General features: G+C 62.6%; 18 protein-coding genes, 1 rRNA gene and 1 pseudogene. 13 read left to right on the top strand and 7 right to left on the bottom strand.

Going from position 1 to position 19,462, the window contains the following annotated elements; genetic code table 11:
- Positions 1-111 precede the first annotated feature (111 nt).
- Together ACY9XZ_RS15030 and ACY9XZ_RS15025 are read left to right on the top strand one after the other, a co-directional pair.
- A complete protein-coding gene (locus tag ACY9XZ_RS15030; protein ID WP_463457832.1) occupies positions 112-1,542 on the top strand; it encodes an APC family permease in 1,431 nt (476 codons plus the stop codon).
- 2 nt (positions 1,543-1,544) lie between these two features.
- Positions 1,545-2,279 carry a universal stress protein gene (locus tag ACY9XZ_RS15025; RefSeq protein WP_463457831.1) on the top strand — a complete coding sequence of 245 codons (735 nt, stop codon included), beginning with the start codon at positions 1,545-1,547 and terminating at the stop codon, positions 2,277-2,279.
- A gap of 84 nt (positions 2,280-2,363) precedes the next feature.
- Here ACY9XZ_RS15025 and ACY9XZ_RS15020 read toward each other — a convergent pair whose 3' ends face one another.
- Positions 2,364-3,968: a TCP-1/cpn60 chaperonin family protein gene (locus tag ACY9XZ_RS15020; protein ID WP_463457830.1), complete on the bottom strand. Its 1,605-nt coding sequence runs from the start codon at positions 3,966-3,968 to the stop codon at positions 2,364-2,366.
- 43 nt (positions 3,969-4,011) lie between these two features.
- The gene (gene fmdA, locus ACY9XZ_RS15015) at positions 4,012-5,286 is read right to left on the bottom strand and encodes a formamidase (protein WP_463457829.1); all 1,275 of its coding nucleotides are present in this window, start codon (positions 5,284-5,286) and stop codon (positions 4,012-4,014) included.
- 443 nt (positions 5,287-5,729) lie between these two features.
- On the opposite strand from fmdA, the gene ACY9XZ_RS15010 reads away from it, so the two are divergent.
- From ACY9XZ_RS15010 to ACY9XZ_RS14995, 4 genes are all read left to right on the top strand, one after another.
- Positions 5,730-6,407, top strand: a complete 678-nt coding sequence (locus ACY9XZ_RS15010) for an SCO family protein (RefSeq protein ID WP_463457828.1) — start codon at positions 5,730-5,732, stop codon at positions 6,405-6,407.
- Positions 6,404-6,931, top strand: a complete 528-nt coding sequence (locus ACY9XZ_RS15005; protein WP_463457827.1) for a TlpA family protein disulfide reductase — start codon at positions 6,404-6,406, stop codon at positions 6,929-6,931. Before ACY9XZ_RS15010 ends, ACY9XZ_RS15005 begins: the two co-directional genes overlap by 4 nt.
- 1 nt (position 6,932) lies before the next feature.
- On the top strand, positions 6,933-7,592 hold the full coding sequence (locus ACY9XZ_RS15000) for a cytochrome C biogenesis protein (protein ID WP_463457826.1): 660 nt from the start codon (positions 6,933-6,935) through the stop codon (positions 7,590-7,592).
- A 116-nt stretch (positions 7,593-7,708) separates the two neighbouring features.
- On the top strand, positions 7,709-8,719 hold the full coding sequence (locus ACY9XZ_RS14995; RefSeq protein WP_463457825.1) for a hypothetical protein: 1,011 nt from the start codon (positions 7,709-7,711) through the stop codon (positions 8,717-8,719).
- A 30-nt stretch (positions 8,720-8,749) separates the two neighbouring features.
- Here the strand turns inward: ACY9XZ_RS14995 and ACY9XZ_RS14990 are convergent, their stop codons facing one another.
- The 4 genes and pseudogenes from ACY9XZ_RS14990 to ACY9XZ_RS14975 form a co-directional block, all read right to left on the bottom strand.
- Positions 8,750-9,580, bottom strand: coding sequence for a hypothetical protein (locus ACY9XZ_RS14990; protein WP_463457824.1), 831 nt, complete (start codon positions 9,578-9,580; stop codon positions 8,750-8,752).
- A gap of 253 nt (positions 9,581-9,833) precedes the next feature.
- Positions 9,834-9,956 (bottom strand): 5S ribosomal RNA (rrf, locus tag ACY9XZ_RS14985).
- Between the two features lie 196 nt (positions 9,957-10,152).
- Positions 10,153-11,478 (bottom strand): hypothetical protein, encoded by a 1,326-nt coding sequence (locus ACY9XZ_RS14980; RefSeq protein WP_463457823.1) that lies wholly within the window; start codon positions 11,476-11,478, stop codon positions 10,153-10,155.
- Positions 11,479-11,784: 306 nt separating this feature from the next.
- Positions 11,785-11,877 (bottom strand): annotated as a pseudogene (locus ACY9XZ_RS14975) (ABC transporter ATP-binding protein); the annotation flags it as partial.
- Positions 11,878-12,061: 184 nt separating this feature from the next.
- Here ACY9XZ_RS14975 and ACY9XZ_RS14970 point away from each other — a divergent pair.
- From ACY9XZ_RS14970 to ACY9XZ_RS14945, 6 genes are all read left to right on the top strand, one after another.
- Positions 12,062-12,295 (top strand): DUF2249 domain-containing protein, encoded by a 234-nt coding sequence (locus ACY9XZ_RS14970; protein WP_463457822.1) that lies wholly within the window; start codon positions 12,062-12,064, stop codon positions 12,293-12,295.
- A gap of 396 nt (positions 12,296-12,691) precedes the next feature.
- Entirely contained in the window at positions 12,692-13,795 is a 1,104-nt protein-coding gene (locus ACY9XZ_RS14965; protein ID WP_463458096.1) for a BMP family lipoprotein, read from the top strand.
- A gap of 37 nt (positions 13,796-13,832) precedes the next feature.
- Complete coding sequence (locus ACY9XZ_RS14960) at positions 13,833-15,458, top strand: ABC transporter ATP-binding protein (protein WP_463457821.1); 1,626 nt, start codon at positions 13,833-13,835, stop codon at positions 15,456-15,458.
- Positions 15,459-15,511: 53 nt separating this feature from the next.
- A complete protein-coding gene (locus tag ACY9XZ_RS14955) occupies positions 15,512-16,585 on the top strand; it encodes an ABC transporter permease (protein ID WP_463458095.1) in 1,074 nt (357 codons plus the stop codon).
- Positions 16,585-17,628 carry an ABC transporter permease gene (locus ACY9XZ_RS14950; RefSeq protein ID WP_463457820.1) on the top strand — a complete coding sequence of 348 codons (1,044 nt, stop codon included), beginning with the start codon at positions 16,585-16,587 and terminating at the stop codon, positions 17,626-17,628. The genes ACY9XZ_RS14955 and ACY9XZ_RS14950 overlap by 1 nt, the downstream gene beginning before the upstream one ends.
- 131 nt (positions 17,629-17,759) lie before the next feature.
- Positions 17,760-18,311, top strand: coding sequence for a hypothetical protein (locus ACY9XZ_RS14945; protein WP_463457819.1), 552 nt, complete (start codon positions 17,760-17,762; stop codon positions 18,309-18,311).
- Between the two features lie 8 nt (positions 18,312-18,319).
- Here the strand turns inward: ACY9XZ_RS14945 and ACY9XZ_RS14940 are convergent, their stop codons facing one another.
- On the bottom strand, positions 18,320-18,823 hold the full coding sequence (locus ACY9XZ_RS14940; RefSeq protein WP_463457818.1) for a GbsR/MarR family transcriptional regulator: 504 nt from the start codon (positions 18,821-18,823) through the stop codon (positions 18,320-18,322).
- Between the two features lie 147 nt (positions 18,824-18,970).
- Between ACY9XZ_RS14940 and ACY9XZ_RS14935 the strand changes: the two genes are divergently transcribed.
- Positions 18,971-19,324, top strand: a complete 354-nt coding sequence (locus ACY9XZ_RS14935; RefSeq protein WP_463457817.1) for an ArsR/SmtB family transcription factor — start codon at positions 18,971-18,973, stop codon at positions 19,322-19,324.
- The last annotated feature ends 138 nt before the right edge of the window (positions 19,325-19,462 follow it).

Genomic DNA, 19,462 nt, shown 5'->3' with positions numbered 1-19,462 from the left:
CATTGGCGTCTGAGGTCTGTTCTGCCCCGAGGGGTACGCTATCGTTGTCTGCGGAGTTGGCCACACATCCTGCCGGCGGTTTTATCCGACAGGTGAAACTATCTCTATCATATGACAGAACAGCCCGTCGACGTGGAACCAGGGGGCGAGAACGTCGCCGGTGAAGCGCCCGCCGAGGAGCCGGAAGCCCTCACCGACGACGCGACCGTCCACGACGATGACGTTGAACTCGAACGGACAATCGGGCTGGTCGGCGGGCTGGCAATCGGCATCGGGACGATGATCGGGGCCGGAATCTTCGTTTTTCCGGGCCTTGCGGCCGCCAACGCCGGGCTCGCGGCCACACTCTCGTTTGCGATTGGCGGTCTGATCGCGCTGCTCGTGGCGCTTCCGACCTCCGAGCTCGCTACAGCGATGCCCCGAAGCGGTGGTGGGTACTACTTCATCTCTCGGGGGATGGGGACTGCCTACGGCGCAATCGTCGGTCTCGGGCTGTGGCTGGGTCTGATGTTCGCCTCCGCGTTCTATCTGGTCGGGCTCGGCCACTACGCGAGCGCGGTCTTCGCCGAACTCAATGTCGCGCTTCCGTTCAGTCCGGTCATCGGCATCGGGCTGTTGTTCGGGGTCGCGCTGACGGCACTCAGTATCGGCGGCACGGAAAACACCGCGAAGATTCAGAACGCAGTGGTCGGGATTCTCCTCGTCGTGCTCACGGGCTTCCTTTCCTACGGTGTTCTCGACGCTGTGGGCGTGTTCGGTGGCGGAACCGTTCCAGAGCAGTTCTTCTCCAGAGGATACGTGCCGGTGTTGACCACCGCGGCGCTCGTGTTCACGTCGTATCTGGGATTTGCCCAGGTCGCAACTGTCGCGGGCGAGATCAAACAGCCGGGTCGGAACCTTCCACTGGCGATGGTCGGCTCGGTCCTGATCGTCACCGTCTTTTACGTCGTGACGATTTTCGTCGCGACCAGCGCGTTCGGCGCTGAACGGCTTGGGGAGTTCGGGGAGACCGCGATGGTCGAGGTCGCCCGTGACTTCCTCGGGCTGCCCGGCGCGGTGGCGATTCTGGGTGCCGGGCTGCTGGCGACGTTTTCGAGCGCGAACGCATCGATTCTCAGTGCCTCGCGGGCGGTGTACGCACTGAGCCGCGACGCCTTGCTGCCCCGGAAGGCGAGCGAGGTCAACCTCCGGTACGGCACACCACACGTCGCGTTGCTCGCCGCTGGCGGTCCGATTCTCGTCCTCGTCGGGACTGGGCGGGTCGAACTCCTCGCCGAAGTCGCCTCGTTTCTTCACCTGATTATGTACGGGCTGATGTGTATCGCCCTCATCGTGTTGCGCCGGCGGAATCCCGACTGGTACACCCCCAGCTATCGGGTCCCGGGCTATCCGGTGGTCCCGGCCGTCGGTGCCATCGCCAGCTTCGGACTGATCGTCTTCATGCAGCCGGCGTCAATCGGTATCGGTATCGTGGTCATGCTCGCCTCGTACCTGTGGTACCGTTATTACGCTGGGGACGTGACACTCAAAGGAGATATCTGACTATGACGAATCGACCATCGATACTCGTCCCGCTTCGCGTGCTCGAAGGGGAATCGGTCCCCGAGGGCGTCCCCGAGCTTCTCGCGGACGCCCACGTCGTCCTGCTGGGGTATCACGTCATCCCGGAACAGACCGCTCCCGGGCAGGCACAGATGCAGTTCGAGGACCGGGCCACGGACCGGCTCGACGAGTACGAGGAGATGTTCGAGGAGGCCGGGGCGACCGTCGAGCGACGGCTCGTGTTCACCCATGACGGCCAAAAGACCATCGACCGTACGATCGCTGAGCACGACTGCCTGGCCGTTCTCGTTCCGAACGCCACGGGGCCGGTCGAAGACGTACTGGTCCCGGTCCGCGGGGCAGTCGGCGTGGACCGCCTTGCCCGTGTCGTCGCCAGCGTCTTCGGGAACACAGAGGCCGACGTGACGCTGTATCACGTCGCGGACGAGGACACGACGGACGACGATATCCAGACGCTCCTTGACGGGATGACGGATCGACTGGCGGAGTTCGGGATGGACCAGTCGACTATCGAGACGCGGATCGACCGCGACCAGGACCCCCTTGACGCGATTGTCGAGATGGCTGACTCGTTCGATACGGTCGTCATGGGCGAATCAGATCCGTCCCTGGCGACGTTCGTGTTCGGGATGCCGGCCGACCAGGTCGCCGACCGGTTTCTCGGACCGGTGTTCGTGGTCCAGCGCGAACCGGCTGCGGACGATGCGGACGCGTAAGCGAGGGGGTCTGATTGAAGCTTCGCCGGTCCCCAGCGCGACTCGTGTCCATGTTGCTAAGAAGGATTCGTGCCAGTCACGGACTCAGTGCCCTACTGCCCACGGATATCCACCGGCCGCCGTATGGGCGTGGTCGTGCCCAGCGTCCCTTGTGTGGTCGTCAGCGCTGGTCTGCACGACGTCATCGACCCGAAGGATCTGTGTCACAACGGCGACTGCCCGTTGCAGCGCGCTCTTGAACACTGTGGCTGGTTCGAGGATACCCGCGTCAGTCATATCGCAGGGATGGCCATCGGGCCCGACACCGACGGTCTCCGACCCGTTGTCGTGTCGCTGTTGTATCGCCGTCAGCGTACCCAGCGGGTCCGTGCCCGCGTTCGTGGCCAGTGTGCGTGGAATCGCTTCCAGCGCAGCCCCGAACCCTTCGAAGACAAGCTGTGTCCGGTCTGGTATCCCATGGGACAGCGCGGAGAGATCCATTGCCAAGCCGGTCGGCACCGCACCGCCGCCCGGAACGAGCGCTCCGTCGTCAAGTGCGACACGGGTAACGTCGATGCAGTCAGCGACGATACGGCGGACCTCCTCCGCGACATGTGGCGTGCCACCCCGGAGCAGTAGCGTCGCCCGTTGTTCCTCGGGGCAGCCCTGCAGTAGGAGTGTTCGTGTGGTCCCGACCGTCCGCTGCGTGACCGATTGGACGGTGCCGGTGTCGTCTTCGGTAAGTTCGTCGACGGACATGACTGGCGTGCTCCCCGTCGCCCGGGCAATCACATCGAACTCATCCCGTCGGGTCCGCTCGACAGGGAGCACACCGCGCTGCGCGAGTGCGGTTCTGACCGCCTCATCGATGGATTTCTGGCAGAGTAGCACGGTCGCACCTGATTGAGTCACCTGTGTCACGAGCTCCGTTCTGCGGTCCTGTTCGTGGTCCTGAAACGCGCGCCGCTGTGTGGCGTCCTGGAGGGTCACTGACTGGATGCGGTCCGGTTCCTCGATGCCGATTTCCGCGTCGACCATCGCGATGGCAGGCTCGTCGTGCGTCCGGATGCGTGGGTGATCGAGGGCTTCAAGGGATGTCGAAGAGGTTTCCAGATCGACCACAACGCCGTCGAGGCATTCTGACTCGCGGAGTTCACCGCCGGGATAGGACTTGAGTGTGAGCTTCGACGTGTCGAACTCGACAGCTTGCAGTGCACTGAGGGTCAGTTCGGCGAATCGATCAGTCGAAGCGTCGTCCCACCGCCCCGTGACAGCGGTTTTCGCGATAGCCGCGAGCCGGTCGTCGTGCCGACTACGCAGGTCCTGTTCGTACTGCTCAAGCCGGTCGACAGCGGCCTTGCCAGCCCTGACGTAGCCATCTACGATTGTTGTCGGATGAAGCCCATCCGAACGGAGCGTCGCGGCTTCCTCGAGCAGTGCGCCGACCAGTACGACCGCCGTTGTCGCCCCATCTCCGACGGCACTGTCCTGTGCGGCCGCAGCCTGTTCGACCAGCCGGCCGACCGGATGCGTGATATCCATCCATTCGATGACCTTCGACCCGTCGTTGGTGACGATGACCGTCCCGTTCTCGCCGACGACCATCTTGTCCAGCCCGTTGGGTCCGAGCGTCGTCCGGATCGCGCCGGCGAGTTCCCCAGCGGCGGTCTGTAGGGGGTTCGGCTCGTCGCTGCCGTCGTCTTCGGTCATATCTCCCAGCATTAGCGTCGACAGTCGGCGTTGGCTCTATTCCTCATTCCAGCGGGTCCTCAGTGACACAGAGGTCACCGCGGTCTGCGCTGTTGTGCTCGATGCCAGCCGGGGACGCGTCGAAGTCGAACGCGCCCGTCGGGAGCGCCAGCGTCGAACAGGCGTTTGGCACGTCCACGACGCCGCTCTGTCGCCCTTCAACCGGGACGGTCCCGAGGATGTGCAACGCCTGCTGGCCGGTGTAGCCGAACTGCTTGAGGTAGTCGATAGCCTGGAGACAGGCCCGCCGATAGGCCGTGTGGGAGTCGATGTACTTCTGCTCGCCGTCCTCGGTCACCGAGTAGCCACAGAAGGTCACGTAGTCCTCGAAGTTCGGTCCGCGGTGACCCGGTTCGAAGATCGGGTGGTCGACGCCGAACTTCTCCATTCCGTCTTTCACGAGGTCGAACTCGAGGTCGACGTAGGCGGCCATCTCAATGGCGCCACAGAAGGATATCTCGCCGTCGCCCTGTGAGGCGTGGAAGTCGCCGATGCCGAACTTCGCGCCCTCGACGTAGACCGGGAAATACACCGTCGAGCCGATGGAGAGGTCCTTGATGTCGTGGTTCCCGCCATGTTCCCGGGGCGGAACGGTTCGGGCCGCGACCTCCGCGGCCGCTTCGGCCTCGTCGGGGTCCATCTCGCCCATGAGCGCCCCATCGGGCGTCGGCGGGTTCGCCACGCCGGGCTCTTCTTCTCCGGTCGGATGGTTCGGTATCGATTCGGGGTCTTCGGCGTGTTTGTCGATGAGTTCCTGTTCCCGTTCGTTCCACGCCTCCAGTAGTTCTTCGCTGGGGGCACACCCCGCGAGACCGGGGTGGATCTTCCCCTCGTACTCGACATCAGGGATGTGGCGCGAGGAGACTGTGTAGCCGTCGATGTCCCAGATTGATTTGGCCGCCTTGGGGAAGTGGTCGGTCAGAAAGCCGCCGCCGTTTTGCTGGGAGAACGTGCCGGTGAACCCGAACTCCGAGCGGTCGTTGAGCGGCCCCATGTCGTGGAACTCGACTTTCAGCAGGTCACCCGGCTCGGCACCGTTGACGTGTACGGGGCCCGCGAGATAGTGCACTTGCGAGAGATCTACATCTCGGACCTCGTTGGCGTCGTCGTTATCGGTTATCTGTCCCCCGGTCCAGTCCAGAGCTTCCAGCCGCATACTCTCGCCAGGGTCCGCTTCGACGACTGCCGGGATGTCCGGATGCCACCGATTGAACGGGTTCGCTCCCGGCTGTTCGTCTGGCGCACTGTCGACATCTACCTCGAACTTCGTTTCGGGCATTACGGCCACAGTATCGGATAGGTTACACATAAGTGTTCGGCTAGTTGACGTTTAGTAATTACAGTTTCAGCCAATAGTCCACAGTATTCAAAAGAGTATATTCGATAGAATGCCACATATCAATATAGGTGGCCACGATAAGTGTACATAAGCCTTCCTGAAAATCCGCATAGAGGACTGATTAGTTTTTATTTATGATAGAAGTACTTGCCCACCGATTATGGAAATTTCTGTCACAACCCACCACACACTATCTTGCTGGTGTCCGAGGTTGTGCGGTACGCAGGGCCAGCCGGACCCAGCCGCTCGCCGAAGCCGTCTCATACCGGGAACGCCGCAGTGTTGGTACATACCACAGCCTGAGACCATGCGAAAGCAGGCGTGAGACCGTTTACGAGAGTCACACCAGATTACCCAAATATTCGAGGAGGTAACTATCGAGTATGCGACGACGGACTGTTCTCAAATCGACTGGTGCAGTTGGGACGATTGTCGGGATCGCCGGCTGTCTCGGCAGCGGTCCCTTCGGCGATTCGAATCCCGATGTCGTCCTCGAAGAGCCCGACCGGGAGTTCGAGAGCAGCGACGTTCCGTACCCCGCCTGGGGCGAACAGACTCCGGACGTACGTGTCCCCGATCCGACCGACTCCCGGGAAATTCGGTTGCGCGATATCGACACACCGGCACTGCTCACGTTCTTTTACAGTCACTGCCAGACTGTGTGTCCTGTCCTCATCTCGACGCTGCGGAACGTCCAGAGCCACGCACAGAACAACGGCTACGCCGATGCCGTCAGGTTCCTCCCAATGACCTTCGATCCCGCTCGTGACACTGCAGAACGCCTCGGGGCGTATGCCGACGAGATGAACGTCGACGCCGAGAGCGACAACTGGCAGTTCCTCCGGCCGGCGTCGAAACAGCGCGCGAAGGACGTCATACAGGACCAGTTCGGGGTTGTGTTCCAGCGCACCGAACCTGCGGACATGGATATGTACATGTTCACGCACACAGCGCTGACGCTACTGGTCAATGCTGACGGGTTCGTCGAGCGTGCCTACCGCTCGAAATCGCCCGACGAAGAAACTATCATTGCTGATCTGAAAGCGGTGAGAAACACGTGAACCGCCGGCAGGTCGTTACGGCGATGACAGGGCTGGGGCTCACTGGGGGGAGTCTGTGGGTTGCCCGAAACGGACTGTCGGGTATCCAGCCCCGGGAGACGGACCAGCTTCCGGTTCGCGTGGAGACGCTAGAGGCAGAGGGGTCTTCGGCTGGAGAGACGCCCGTACCGACCCCGGACACTGTCACGGTGGTCGACCTCTTCGCCACGTGGTGTGCCCCTTGTGACGACCAGCTCGAGATTCTGGACGCTATCCGGCCCAAGTACCCGGCGGTGTCGTTCGTCTCAGTGACGAACGAGCGGCCGAGCGAGACGCTGACGAGAGCTGACATCAGCGAGTGGTGGAATCGCAACGGCGGTGCCTGGACCGTCGGACTGGACCCCGGCAGCGAATTGCTGGCGGCATTCGGAGCGGACGGGCTCCCGTATATCGCGATCGTCGACGAGAGCGGAACCGTCCAGTTCGGTCACAGCGGACTCGCTGGGGAAGAGACGCTACGGGACGAACTCGACGCAGTGGTGTAAGATGGCTGGCGTTGCCGTACTCGGGACACTCGCGTTCGCCGCCAGCGCCGGTGTCGCGACTTTCTTTGCTCCGTGTGCGTTCCCGCTTCTCCCGGGCTACGTCGGATACTACCTGCGTGAGAGCGACGGGGACGTGGGGATGCTGCCGCCTGCCACCGCCGCTGCGTTCGGGGCGCTTGGTGCGCTCACCCTCGTCGCTCTGCTCGTCCTCGGACTCGGGCAGCCACTGAAAAACGCACTCCCAATGCTCGAACCGGTCATCGGAGCCGGTCTGATCGTATTCGGCATGGTGATGCTCCTGAACAGGGAGCCCGAACTCCGCGTCCCACTGCCGCAGCGACCGGCATCCGTAACCGGATTCGGTGTGTTCGGGGCTGTGTACGCAGTCGCCGCAGCCGGATGTGTCGTGCCGCTGTTCTTCGGTGTGGTCACCCAGGCGCTCGCATTGCCAGTCCAGGCAAGCGTTCTCGTCCTCACAGTGTACGCGCTCGGGGTAGCGCTGCCGCTTGTCGGCGTGACACTGCTTGCGGGCGTTGGCATCGGTCTCTGGCGCACCTTCGGCACGTACCTGCGACGAATGCACCAGGTCGCGGCCGTCGTGATGATACTTGCTGGTGGCGGGCAGATTTACCTCGCAGTGTTCGAACTCGGCGTGTTGTAGGTTCAATCCAGTGGTGACTGGCCCCTCTCCAACGAGGACTCGTGTGGCAGTCGCACGGAGGCACGCAGTTTACACCACAAGCAATTTATCGACATATTAACTACTTCGGCACAGCAATGCGTTGTTCCCGCCGCCACGCCCTCCGACTCATCGGCGCGTCCGGGGTGATCACCGCAACCGCTGGTTGCCTCAACCCTGGTAGTCTCGAAGACTACGCCCTCATCGCCAGCGAACTGGACCTCTCGTCAATCGGGCGGCCGTATCTTTGGCCCGACCCGACCGCGATTGATGCGACCACCAGGGTCGACTTTACTGCCGAGCGGAAACAGCAGTATACGTCCGAACTGTTCGACACCGGCAGTGTCACCGTCCAACAGTGGCCGCTCGTCGGACGAGACCGGTGGGGCACCGACACGCGGCCGCGCCCGACGTTTCTCCGGCGGGACGGCATCTTTTATCAGGTCCAGATCAGCGAGGAACGATCTCTCGAACGGGAGCGCTGGCATTTTGCGGTCACACGGACTGACGAGACACCGCCAGATGACGCCACGGTCGAACGCACCCCCTTCGACCGCTCGACACAGGACAAACGCATTCTCGAGGCAGCGCTTGAGGCGGTCTACGCGGGCAACGATGGGTTTCTCGGCGACCCGCAGTTCGAGGACCTCCAGACCGTCGAGTATCACCAGCATCTCGACGCCGAGGCCAGTGAACTCGTCCCATCGCCGCCGTTCGACTACGTCGAGCAGGGGGATGAGTCCTTCCGGCCCGTCACGAAGCAGCGGACGGTAACTGTCCCGGAGTGGACGTACACTCTTGAGGAAATCTCGGACAACCGAGCGGCGTTCGAGGAGTACGCGCGAACGGCGATTCTGGAACTGGATCTGAGTTCACGCGACCTCTCGGAGGCCGCTCGTGGCGTGATCGACGACGCGATCAGCGAAGACCCTCGCCGCTACGAAGAGGGCGCACCACCCTCCGACGGACTGACTGAGGTCTTGGACGCGCTCGGTATCGCCGGCGATCTCCAGCCGATAGACAGCTACGACGACCGGGTCGACTTCCGGGGTGTCGTCGCCGAATACGAGGGCGCAGTCTATCGGTTTAGTTTGATCGTGACGCCCTGACTGGCTGTCACCGGCCGGAACGCCGCGAAATCACGTGGGGCTGGGCGGGTGTCGACGTGCGGCGCTCTCGGTCGCGTTCTCTGAAGCGACCGCTCGGGCTGTGCCGACCCAACTGTGGTCCGGGAACGGAGCGGGACGAACGTCGTACGTGTACCGGTCCGCGCGTCCGTCTCTGTCAAACGTGATGTCGAACGCGTAGACGATTCCGTCCTCGGCGCCGAGCGAGAGCGTGCCCTTGCGAAGTGATGGGGCGTCGTCGGCAGCGGTCGCTCGCTTGCCCGTGACGCGATACGTGATGACGGGGACGCCGTGGTGGGTCGTCCTGTTGGTGGCTGTCCACGTGTACCCGTCGAGGAGGTCAGGATGTCGACCGATGTTCGTGGGCGCAATCTGTCCGTAGTGTGGGTCGTACCGATAATACGCGTCTGTAGCGTTGTGGTAGACGTAGCTGTCGTCCGATTCCAGTTCCTCCCGCTGGCGTTCGGTCGGAATACTATCGGCTGGCTGAACAGCCGCGTACGTCGTCCCGTTGCGATAGACTGTCGCGTTGTGCCACCGGTCGGCGAGTATCTCCCCAGTGGCGGAGTTGATATAGTAATCCCCTTCTATGAGCGGGCGGTCGGGTGGTGCGGTGAACATGATCGCGTACGAGTCCCAGTATTCTCGGGGGGTATGCGAGACGTTCGCATCGTTCGCAGCAAGTGCCGAGAAGTTGATGTGGTCCGGTCCTGCCCCGGCGGGATACGCCCCGGCTGACCCAGGTGATGTTGTTTGCGGAGACCAGAGGGCCGTGAAAGCGACCAGTCCGACACCGATTGCTACGAGCGCGACGGCGAGGCCGATGACGTAGCGACGGTCCATACCGGGTCAAATCACAGCGTCAGTAAGTAAGTGCCCAAGACTCAAAACAGAGCTTGTGTGTTACGGCGGGCCACGTATAGGCCTCCGCTGGGTGCGATACGTTCTATATGCTGCCCATACCGCTACCGAATGGCCGTTCACTCTTTCTCAGCACCGGCGACAACGGACCAGTTATGTCTGGCAGATCTAATGGACTCTGTGCCGAACTACGGCAAATTCGCGTCGCTGGCCGATACTTATGAACGAATATGAATGGTGGCGGCGAACCGCGTTTCCCAGAGGCTCGCGCACTCCAGTACTCCCCGGAACGCTGGTGGGCTTATCTTCCGTGTTCGGGATGGGTACGGGAGGCAACCCCACCGCTGTGGCCGCCTATACACTATCTCTGACGGCCACGGTTATAAGGGTAGCTACTTAGAGACGGAAGCCATCGGAACATGGTCCTGGGAAGCTCTCGACATCACGGCGGAGTGCATTGGTGTCGTCGAGGCCCGGACGCGGTACCGCGCACAGCCGGTCGGTTCGGACGGCGATCCTGAGCTGTTTGAAACACGTCCAAGCTAGACACCCGGTCAGCGAGGCGACGGAGAGATACCGAGGGATACGCCGACGAGGAAGATCGGGAGGCCAGCGATGGTAACGGCGACGGCGCAAACTGTGGCGACAGGGACGAAAAGCACGCCCAGTCCAACCGGCGTCGGCAGCACCGGGAGTACCGGCACCACTGACAGTGCGAACCCGATCACGGCCGTTTTCATCGCCAGCCGGCGGTTTCCGTGGCCGACTGCGTATCCAACCGGGAGGAGCACGAAAACGGGGCCAAGACCTAACAGCGCGGACAGCACTTGGAGCGAGAACCCATCCGGAGCGAACAGCGGAGCCCCCACCATCGTCGCACCGAGCGCGATGCCCGTTCCGACCACTGCACCGCCAACGAGCGTCCAATAGCCTGCGCGTTCGCGAACACGCCGCCGTGAGAGTACGACACCACACAGCAACAGCGCGATGCCACCACCGAACAGTGGCGCTGCTATGCCACTCAACCGCAATAGTCCCACGGCTCCGAATAACGACAGGGCTGTCGCTAACGCGCCGAAACCGGCGAGTACGGTCCCCGCGGAGTCCCGTATTCGTCGGAAATCCCAACCTAACCAGGCGACGCCCCCGGCAGCGGCGCCAGTCGAGAGGGTAAACACTGCTGCGGGAAGCGTGATATATGCGAGTGCCTTCACCGCTATGACGGGACCGAGTAGCGATCCGACAGCGAGCAGACTCAACAGCGGCCCGAACGCCGTATCGCGGGGAACGAACGTCACGACACTCCCCTCGTTGAGGGCGGTCAGCGTCATCCGCCGTCCGTCGTCTGAGACGGTCGCACCGTCGATAGCCCACCCGACCCTCGTCCCTTCGGGAGCGACGACAACGAGCCGGTCAGCACCGAGCCCATCGAGGTTTCGATAGCCATAGTTTTCGGTAAACTCGCCAGTACGGACCGCTCCGCCGATGGATCTCTCGGCGAAGTCGGTTTCGCGGTAGCGCAACGTCATGACGCCATCCGACACGTTCGCGCTCACCAGTTCGGTGTCCCACATCGCTCTGTCGGCGATAGCGGTCCTGAGGCTCTCGTTCGCTCGAAGGCGTGCAGCCCCGTCCGAATCAGACAGGCGGTTGTGGACGACCCACGTTGCGCTTCCGTTCCCGTGGACGCCAAGGGTTGCGTTGCTGTGGGTAACGGTGACCGAAACGCCGTGGGACTGGGCTGTCGATGCAAACGAGTCACCGCAGGCGTCACACAGGGGCCGCGGCGGTGGTGCCGCGCCAGCAGGTAAGGCGGTGCCAAGGAGGATCACACAGACCAGACAGAGGAGGGCGAGGCGCTGGAGTCGACGCGGGGCCATATAATATCCCTATCCTGTCATGTGTTAAGAACCATCGGTTACTCAAACCTGAACTATACTCACCGAAACGGAGTGAGAAACGTTGGCTGGTGTTTTATAGCAGCCCGCTGTCCCGACTGCACCTGTCGCCGAATCATCGAATGCCTGCTCGGCTAGCCGTATTAGTCGTAAGACAACGACGATGGAGAGACTCACGGGGTAGCTCATCCCGGATAGTGGCTAGACTGCGGTACTGGATGTCGACCCCGCGACGCAGCCAACCCTCCTCGATAGCGACCGTCGGTAGAGGCCGACGCCGACGAGCAGGATTGCCTCGACGAAGTCGAAATACTCCCGTGGCGTCATGTAACTCGGCGGTGGCTCCTTCTCGGGGAGGATCCCCGCCCGTTCGCGGATCGCTTCGAAGCGCTATCAACAGACATGAACAGCCCACAATGGGAGAATGCGACCTAACACAACGGCTCGGTAATGCGGTCACCGCAACTGGGTGCGAGTCCAGCGTGCTATCTCCTGTTGTTGGATTCCGACCCTGAACATATTCGCACAAAGCCTCTCCGAGCCCGCCATTGATTGACAGACTAGTATGGCAGAACAACAGCTCGATTTACGAGAGATTCCACCGCCGAAGCGACATCCGAAGATCTTCGACGCGTTCGACGAACTCGACGGCGGGGAGGCGCTGACGATCGTCAACGATCACGAACCGACGCCGCTGTATCACCAGATGGCCGCAGAGATACAATCGTTCGGCGCCGAGAGATACACCGTCGACCGCATCGGTCCCAACGAGTTCATCGCGACGCTTCCGAAGAAGTAGTCCGTTGTCCGATAGCAGATTTACCGTCGGCCACGCCGATTGAACGAGGGTCTGATCTACACGGGTCAGACTGACGGGTGACGCCCCGCGAACGTACGAACTTTCCTTCGTGTTCGATTCGGGCGAGACGAGGGTGAATCGGCCGGCGTGGATCGCTGCGGTCCGAACCGATTTGTAGTCGCTGCATCGCAGTGAAACTCGTTCTGGCACCAGGGCTGTTCCGGATTGGGCGTAATAAAACCAGCACTGGCGATGTGTTTCGGCGACTGCAGTCTGCGAAATCTTTTTGTCATATATAGGTGAAATGTATGGATAATTATGTTGAATACAGCAGGCAACCACGACGCGTCCGAGAAGTCAGACGGTGAGACTACGCGGACGGTTAACCGACGGACCCTGCTCGCCTCGGGGTCTGCCGTCCTCGGCAGTACGTTGCTGGCAGGCTGTAGCGGCGACGGTGGCGATGGTGATAGCGGCGGCGACGGCGGGGATACTGATGCCAGTGACGGCAGTGACGGCGACGGTGGGGGCGAAACAACGAACATCGCAATCGTATCGAGCCCGGCGGGGTTCGACGACAACGCGTTCAACGATCTCGCGCTGGAAGGGTTGCAGACGGCCGCCGAGGAGTACGATATCAGTATCAACCAGGTCGAAGAGACCGAGCAGTCCCAGTACCAGTCCGTCCAGGCCGAACTCGCACAGAGCGGCGACTACGACCTCATCGTCCTGGTCTCGTACAACCACACGGAGGCGCTGTCACAGAACGCACCGGAGTACGACGACCAATACTGGATGCTCATCAACGACCACGTCGACGAGCCGAACGTGGCGGGGTACACCTGGGCGAACCACCAGATGTCCTATCTCGCGGGCGTGCTCGCGGGGACGATGACTACGGAGGAGTTGTCTCACGAGGACAGTTCGACCGCGCCGGACAGCGCCCAGGTCGGCTTCGTCGGCGGCGTCGACGGGTCACTCATCAACGCCTTCGAGCGATCCTACGTCGCCGGCGCAGAATGGGTCAACGAGGATGTAGACGTCAACGTCGGCTACATCGGCAACTACACCGACACCGACACCGCGGCGGACATCGCCAGTTCGCAGTACAACGACGGTGCGGACATCGTCTATCACGCCGCGGCCGCTGCTGGTCGGGGCGTGTTCGAGGCCGCCCAGGACAACGGCCGCTTCGCTATCGGCGTCGACGCCGACCAGTCACAGACGTTGCCGGATTTCCAGGATGTCATTCTCGGCTCGGCAGTCAAGTACATTAACGAGGGGACCCGCGAGGTGGCCATCGGGGTCGCCGAGGACAACTGGTCGGCTGTCTCGGGCGCTAACACGCTAGGCCTCGAAGACGAAGCCGTCGACTGTGTTATCGGGCAGGCGTTCCAGGACCAGCTGCCGGATGCCGTCGACCAGAACCTCTCGGAGGCCAAGCAGGCCATCGTCGACGGCGATATCGAGGTGCCGTGTACCGCCGCCGGCTGTAACTAACCACCTTTCTCCCATCCGATGTCCATCCACTTCTACCATGGCCGAGAGTGAGCGGGACGACGACCAGACAGTGCCGGACGTCCGGCTGAGCGGGATAACCAAGCGGTTCGGCGACGTCGTCGCCAACGACGGCGTCGATCTCACGCTCGAAAAGGGGTCGGTCCACGCGCTGCTCGGCGAGAACGGCTCGGGCAAGACGACGCTGATGAGCGTCCTCTACGGGCTGTACGATCAGGACGACGGCGACATCTACGTCCGTGGGGATCGACAAGAGTTCAACTCCCCCCGGGACGCCATGGACGCCGGCATCGGCATGATTCACCAGCATTTCCAGTTAGTCGAGCCGATGACCGTCCTCCAGAACATCGTCCTCGGCCACGAACCGACCGAGCGCGGTCTGGTCGATATCGACAGCGCCCGCGCGGATGTCGAAGCGATAACCGAGCGCTACGGGTTCGACATCGACGAGTATCTCGACGTCCCTGTCCGGGACCTGGACGTGGGCGTCCAGCAGCGCGTCGAGATCGTCAAGAGCCTCTACCGCGGCGCGGAAATCCTGGTTCTGGACGAACCGACGGCCGTTCTCACGCCACAGGAAGTCGAGGGACTGTTCGACGTGATGGCGGAACTGACGGCGTCGGGCCACTCGCTCATCTTCATCACGCACAAACTCGACGAGGCACTGACTGCCGCCGACGAGATCACCGTGTTACGCGACGGCGAAGTCGCCGGCACTGTCGACGCCGCAGACGCGACCGAACAGGAACTGGCGCGGCTGATGGTCGGCCGCGAGATCGATTTCGACCGGAAGCCACGCGAGACCGCTATCGGCGACTCCGTCCTCGAAGTCAGGGACCTGCATGTCAGCGGCGACCGAGGGCTCAAACAGGTCCGCGGCGTCGACTTTGCCGTTCGAGAGGGCGAGATACTGGGCATCGCGGGCGTCCAGGGCAACGGCCAGACAGAACTGGTCGAGGCGCTGACCGGGCTTCGGCCAGTCGAGTCGGGGACGGTCAGATTCGACGACGAGGACATCACCGGAACGAGTCGCCGGGACCGCATCGAGGAGGGGATCGCCTACATCCCGGAAGATCGTCAGGAGGAGGGGATCGTGATGGACTACGATCTGGTCCGGAACTCCCTGCTGGGCTTTCAGACGACTGCGCCGTACGTCGAGCGCGGCGTCATTGACTGGGCGGCCGTCCGGGACCACGCCGAGGGGATCGTCGAGGAGTACGACGTCCAGCCTCCGGATGCCACGACGGAGGCGTCGTCGCTGTCGGGCGGCAACCAGCAGAAGTTCGTCGTCGGCCGGGAGATAGAGCACGATCCGACGGTGATGATCGCCTCTCACCCCACGCGGGGCGTGGATATCGGATCGATAGAGTTCATCCACGACCGTCTCCTGGAACTGCGAGACGCTGGTCTCGCGGTCGCGTTCGTCTCATCGAAACTGGAGGAAATCCAGAAGCTCTCCGACCGTATCGCCGTCATGTACGAGGGGGAGTTCGTCGATATTGTCGATCCCGAAGCTGTCACTGAAGAGGACCTGGGCCTGCTGATGACAGGGGCTGACCTCGACGGGTCGGCGGACCGACCGACTGCCACGGGCAGTTGGATCGACGGCGGCACCTCAGCAGATGAGCGAGGTGAGGGGCCGTGAGCGCTGCCGGATCGAATCGGGCACGTGCCCTTTTAGATCGGATCGCTGCTCGGATGCTGAACGCCTCGGTCGGTGAACGCATCGCCATCGCGGCCGCGTCGACGACGCTGGCGATACTGATCGGCTTGCTGGTCGTCGCGTTCGCGGGCTACGATCCGGCGCAGTTCCTCGGGAACGTCGCCGTGGGGGCTTTCGGGGACGCGAACGCGCTCGCGCGGACGCTGAAGTTCACGACGCTGTTCATTCTGACGGGGGTCGCCGTCGCTATCGCGTTCCGAGCGGGCGTGTTCAACATCGGCGTCCAGGGCCAGTTCGTGGTCGGCGGCTTCGCGACCGTCATCGCCATTCTCAACCTTGCGCCGCTACTTCCGACGGGAACCACCGGTGGCGTTCTGCTGATGGTCCTCGGAACCGTTGCGGGCGTCGTCGCTGGCGGTGCCTACGGCGCACTGCCGGGGATTCTGAAGGCCTACGGCGACGCGAACGAGATCGTCACGACCATCATGTTGAACTTCATCGCGACCGGCGTCGTGGGCTATCTCGTCGACGGGCCGTTCCGCGGCGAGGGGAACCGTGCGCCCAACACGGCACGGATTCCCGAGTACGTCTCTCTTCCACGGATTGTGTTCGACGTGCCCGACTTCTCGGTCGTCGGCCTCGCGGTGACGCTCGTGGTCGTGGTGGGCATCGCGTGGGTACTGGCGCGAACGCGGTTCGGCTACGACATGGTGACGAGCGGCCATCAGGTGTCCGCCGCGGCTTTCTCGGGGGTAAACGCCAAGCAGACCGTCGTCGCGACGATGACCCTCTCCGGGATGGTCGCCGGCGTCGCGGGCGCGCTCTTTGCCATCATGATACAGGGCTACTACAGCGACCCCGCCGGTATCGGTACGTACGGGTTCGACGCTATCGCGGTGAGCCTGCTCGCGGCCAACAACCCGCTCGGTGTCGTGCCCGCTGGCTTCCTCTTCGGTGCCCTCGACTCGGCCGGGAGCCATATCCGGATCAACAGCGACGTGCCGGTCCAGTTGATCGACGGCATCATCGGCCTGGTCGTCCTGTTCGTCGCCGTGCCCGAACTGTTTCGCATGGCTGCCGCACGCACGGGTCTGGGTGGTGAGAACTGATGGATCTCGACGACCGCGGAACGCGACGCCGACTCGGAGCGGCAATCGGGACAGTCCTGCTGGCGCTCGGGGCAGCGTTCGCGCTCGGCTGGCCACTCGCGGATATCGTGACCGTCGGTTTCGTCGAGCGGACGTTACAGGCGGCGACTCCGATTGCCCTAGCGTCTATCGGCGGCCTCTATGCCGAAAAGAGCGGCGTGTTCAACATCGGCCTCGAAGGGTTCATGATCTTCGGGGCGGCCAACACCGGCGCGCTCGTGTGGATTATCGGCGGTGAGTCGCCCACCCAGGCGGACCTGTGGGTGGCAATGGGACTGGCAGTCGCGCTCAGTGTCGCCTACACGGTGCTGTTTGCCGTCCTGCTCATCCGGTACAAAGCCAACCAGATCGTGGCGGGGCTGGCCGTCTGGTTCATCGGACTCGGATTCGGTCCGTTCACGGCCGTGCTCGTCTGGGGGAACCGCAACAGCCCCGGTCTGGTGAGTATGACTGACGTGACCGTGCCGGGCCTCGCCGAGATACCGGTCGTCGGCCCGGTTCTGTTCGACACGTCGCCGCTCGTGTTGCTCACGATACTCGTCGCGGTCGCGGCCTGGGTGTTCCTGTACCGGACCCGCTACGGGTACTGGCTGCAGGCGGCCGGCGAGAATCCGGAGGCGCTAGACACCGCCGGCGTCAGCGTCAACCGCGTCCGGTACGCGGCGGTGATTTTCTCGGGCGCGATGGCCGGACTCGCCGGTGCCGTGTTGCTCGCCCACGCGGGGTCCTTCACGGGGACCGGCCAGACGATGGTCAACGGCCGCGGCTGGATCGGTATCGTCGCCTACCTGTTCGGTAACTACAACCCGCTCGGCGCGGCCGCCGCCGCGCTGCTTTTCGGCGGTCTCGACATGCTCCAGATCCAGTTCCAGACCGTCGGTATCCAGGTCCCGAACCGGCTCGTCAATCTGTTCCCGTACGCCGCTGTCGTCGTTGTACTCACGGTCTGGAGTTCGACGCGGATGCCGTCGGCACTGGGCGAACCCTACGAGAGTGAAGACTGAGCAATGCGACCCACTGGTGTAGCAGGCAGTCGGGTCGAGTCTGTGTTTCGGCACCGCTCGCGGGCTGAAAGTGCCACGTGTGGCCTGTGTATGGCCGGTTTTATTTCCTTCCCCGCGAACGTTCGGTTAGAATGGCATCCTACGACGCGTTTGACCGGACTGTCGAAATCAACGGTCAAACGGTGCTTACGATAGTCGAGGAGGCGATGGGGAAGTTCTCAGACGAGTACCGGGAACGAGCGCTAACAGCGCTCGATGAGGAAGGCATCACCGAACCGGCGGCCGAGGAGTGGTACCCCCAACAGGCCTGGCTGAACGCGTTCGAAACGATCGCCGAGGACCTGCAGCCCCACGTCCTCGACCGGCTCGGCGAACAGATCCCCCGCGTCGCTGACTGGCCGAACGATTTCGACTCCGTTCCGGAAGGGCTCCAGTCGATAGACGAAGCCTACCAGCGAAACCACCGTGGCGGGGACATCGGGCACTACCGCTTCGAATCCGTGGGGGAGCGGACCGGCGAGGTGAGGTGTGAGAACCCGTATCCGTGTCCATTCGACCGGGGCCTCGTCCGGGGCGTCGCTCAGCAGTACGCGCCGGTCGACGCGTTCGTCTTTATCGAGGAGACGGGCGAGACGTGTCGCCGGAACGGGGACGATACGTGTACGTACACCGTCTATTGGTAACGCGGTGACTACCGCTCGTAGGATTCGAGCGCTTCTCGGAGTTCCGCAGCGGAGTACTCCGACGCGAGTTGCACGATCTCCTCTACGTCTTCGTACGTTTCGCGGAGGTTTCGAACGCGCTCTTGCTCACGGGCATCTGCCGGCATCTGCTCTTCCGCTCGACGGATCGTCCTGAGTGTCGTCTGGATTTCCCGCTGGATGTATTGCTGGAACACGTCCTGTAGGATAAACCAGACCTCCCGTTCGGCCTCGAACCGAACTCGTCTGCCGCCCCCCGCAGACGACTTGCGGTGAACGAGCCCGATACGCGACAGCGTTCGCGTGACGTTACTCACCGTCGATTTCGCGTAGCCGGTTTCTTCGACGAGTTCCGGGATGGAGAGTGGGTCCGCAGCGAAGTACAGCACACCGTAGATACGCCCAGCACTTCGGCTGAGGCCGTACACTTCGGCCGACTGCTCCATCGATTCGATGACTCGCTCGCGTGCGACCGCGCTGTCGTCATCACTCATGTATCCGAACTGGCTGCCCTGTTTGCCGCGTGCCCTGCTGCATCATATCTGTCCCCTTGGATTCCGTAAGTATTAAATTGTTTGATTGGTTTGTTCGGAATGAGCCGAACAAACGAAAACACCCGACAATCTCCCTGCACACAACCCATGGCAAGCGTCTACCCCTATCACCCGCCGGTTGACTATGTACCCCGAGAGCAGACAAACGTCGTAGTCAACGGTACCGAACCGACCGATGTCCTCCAGATCCTCTCTTCCGAGGCCGCCCAGGAGATACTGGGAGCGCTCAGAGACAAACCGAGGACCGCATCGGATATCGCGGACACCCTTGACCGCTCGCTCCAGAGCGTCTCGTACCACCTCGACCGTCTCTGTACGGCTGACCTCATCGAACCTGTCGAGACGTGGTATTCGGAGAAAGGCACAGAAATGACGGTGTACGCCCTCGCCACGGAACGACTCGTCGTACAATTCGGCGAGCGCACTGAACGGTCGGCCTAAGTGGACGTTGTGTCTGCCGAGCGGCCAAATCCGGCGGTAACGCCTTCAGTTGTGACGGTAGACACCAAAAGGCCGACAGTGCAGCAAAGCGTGCCGGGTTTTAAAATCTGAACAGTATGGATTTACCGCCCGTTCCGA

Source organism: Haloarcula sp. HT12, assembly GCF_055271655.1.
The sequence above is the reverse complement of the archived record's forward strand: the minus strand, read 5'-3'. Positions and strand labels throughout refer to the sequence as shown.

Excerpts from the sequence above, each read along its gene's own strand:
- fmdA (WP_463457829.1), bottom strand. The coding sequence starts at position 5,286 with ATGCCCGAAACGAAGTTCGAGGTAGATGTCGACAGTGCGCCAGACGAA.
- ACY9XZ_RS15020 (WP_463457830.1), bottom strand. The coding sequence starts at position 3,968 with ATGACCGAAGACGACGGCAGCGACGAGCCGAACCCCCTACAGACCGCC.
- ACY9XZ_RS14980 (WP_463457823.1), bottom strand. The coding sequence starts at position 11,478 with ATGGCCCCGCGTCGACTCCAGCGCCTCGCCCTCCTCTGTCTGGTCTGT.
- ACY9XZ_RS14940 (WP_463457818.1), bottom strand. The coding sequence starts at position 18,823 with ATGAGTGATGACGACAGCGCGGTCGCACGCGAGCGAGTCATCGAATCG.
- ACY9XZ_RS14960 (WP_463457821.1), top strand. The coding sequence starts at position 13,833 with ATGGCCGAGAGTGAGCGGGACGACGACCAGACAGTGCCGGACGTCCGG.
- ACY9XZ_RS14990 (WP_463457824.1), bottom strand. The coding sequence starts at position 9,580 with ATGGACCGTCGCTACGTCATCGGCCTCGCCGTCGCGCTCGTAGCAATC.
- ACY9XZ_RS14945 (WP_463457819.1), top strand. The coding sequence starts at position 17,760 with ATGGCATCCTACGACGCGTTTGACCGGACTGTCGAAATCAACGGTCAA.
- ACY9XZ_RS14995 (WP_463457825.1), top strand. The coding sequence starts at position 7,709 with ATGCGTTGTTCCCGCCGCCACGCCCTCCGACTCATCGGCGCGTCCGGG.
- ACY9XZ_RS15010 (WP_463457828.1), top strand. The coding sequence starts at position 5,730 with ATGCGACGACGGACTGTTCTCAAATCGACTGGTGCAGTTGGGACGATT.
- ACY9XZ_RS15030 (WP_463457832.1), top strand. The coding sequence starts at position 112 with ATGACAGAACAGCCCGTCGACGTGGAACCAGGGGGCGAGAACGTCGCC.
- ACY9XZ_RS15000 (WP_463457826.1), top strand. The coding sequence starts at position 6,933 with ATGGCTGGCGTTGCCGTACTCGGGACACTCGCGTTCGCCGCCAGCGCC.
- ACY9XZ_RS15025 (WP_463457831.1), top strand. The coding sequence starts at position 1,545 with ATGACGAATCGACCATCGATACTCGTCCCGCTTCGCGTGCTCGAAGGG.
- ACY9XZ_RS14935 (WP_463457817.1), top strand. The coding sequence starts at position 18,971 with ATGGCAAGCGTCTACCCCTATCACCCGCCGGTTGACTATGTACCCCGA.
- ACY9XZ_RS14970 (WP_463457822.1), top strand. The coding sequence starts at position 12,062 with ATGGCAGAACAACAGCTCGATTTACGAGAGATTCCACCGCCGAAGCGA.
- ACY9XZ_RS14950 (WP_463457820.1), top strand. The coding sequence starts at position 16,585 with ATGGATCTCGACGACCGCGGAACGCGACGCCGACTCGGAGCGGCAATC.
- ACY9XZ_RS14955 (WP_463458095.1), top strand. The coding sequence starts at position 15,512 with ATGCTGAACGCCTCGGTCGGTGAACGCATCGCCATCGCGGCCGCGTCG.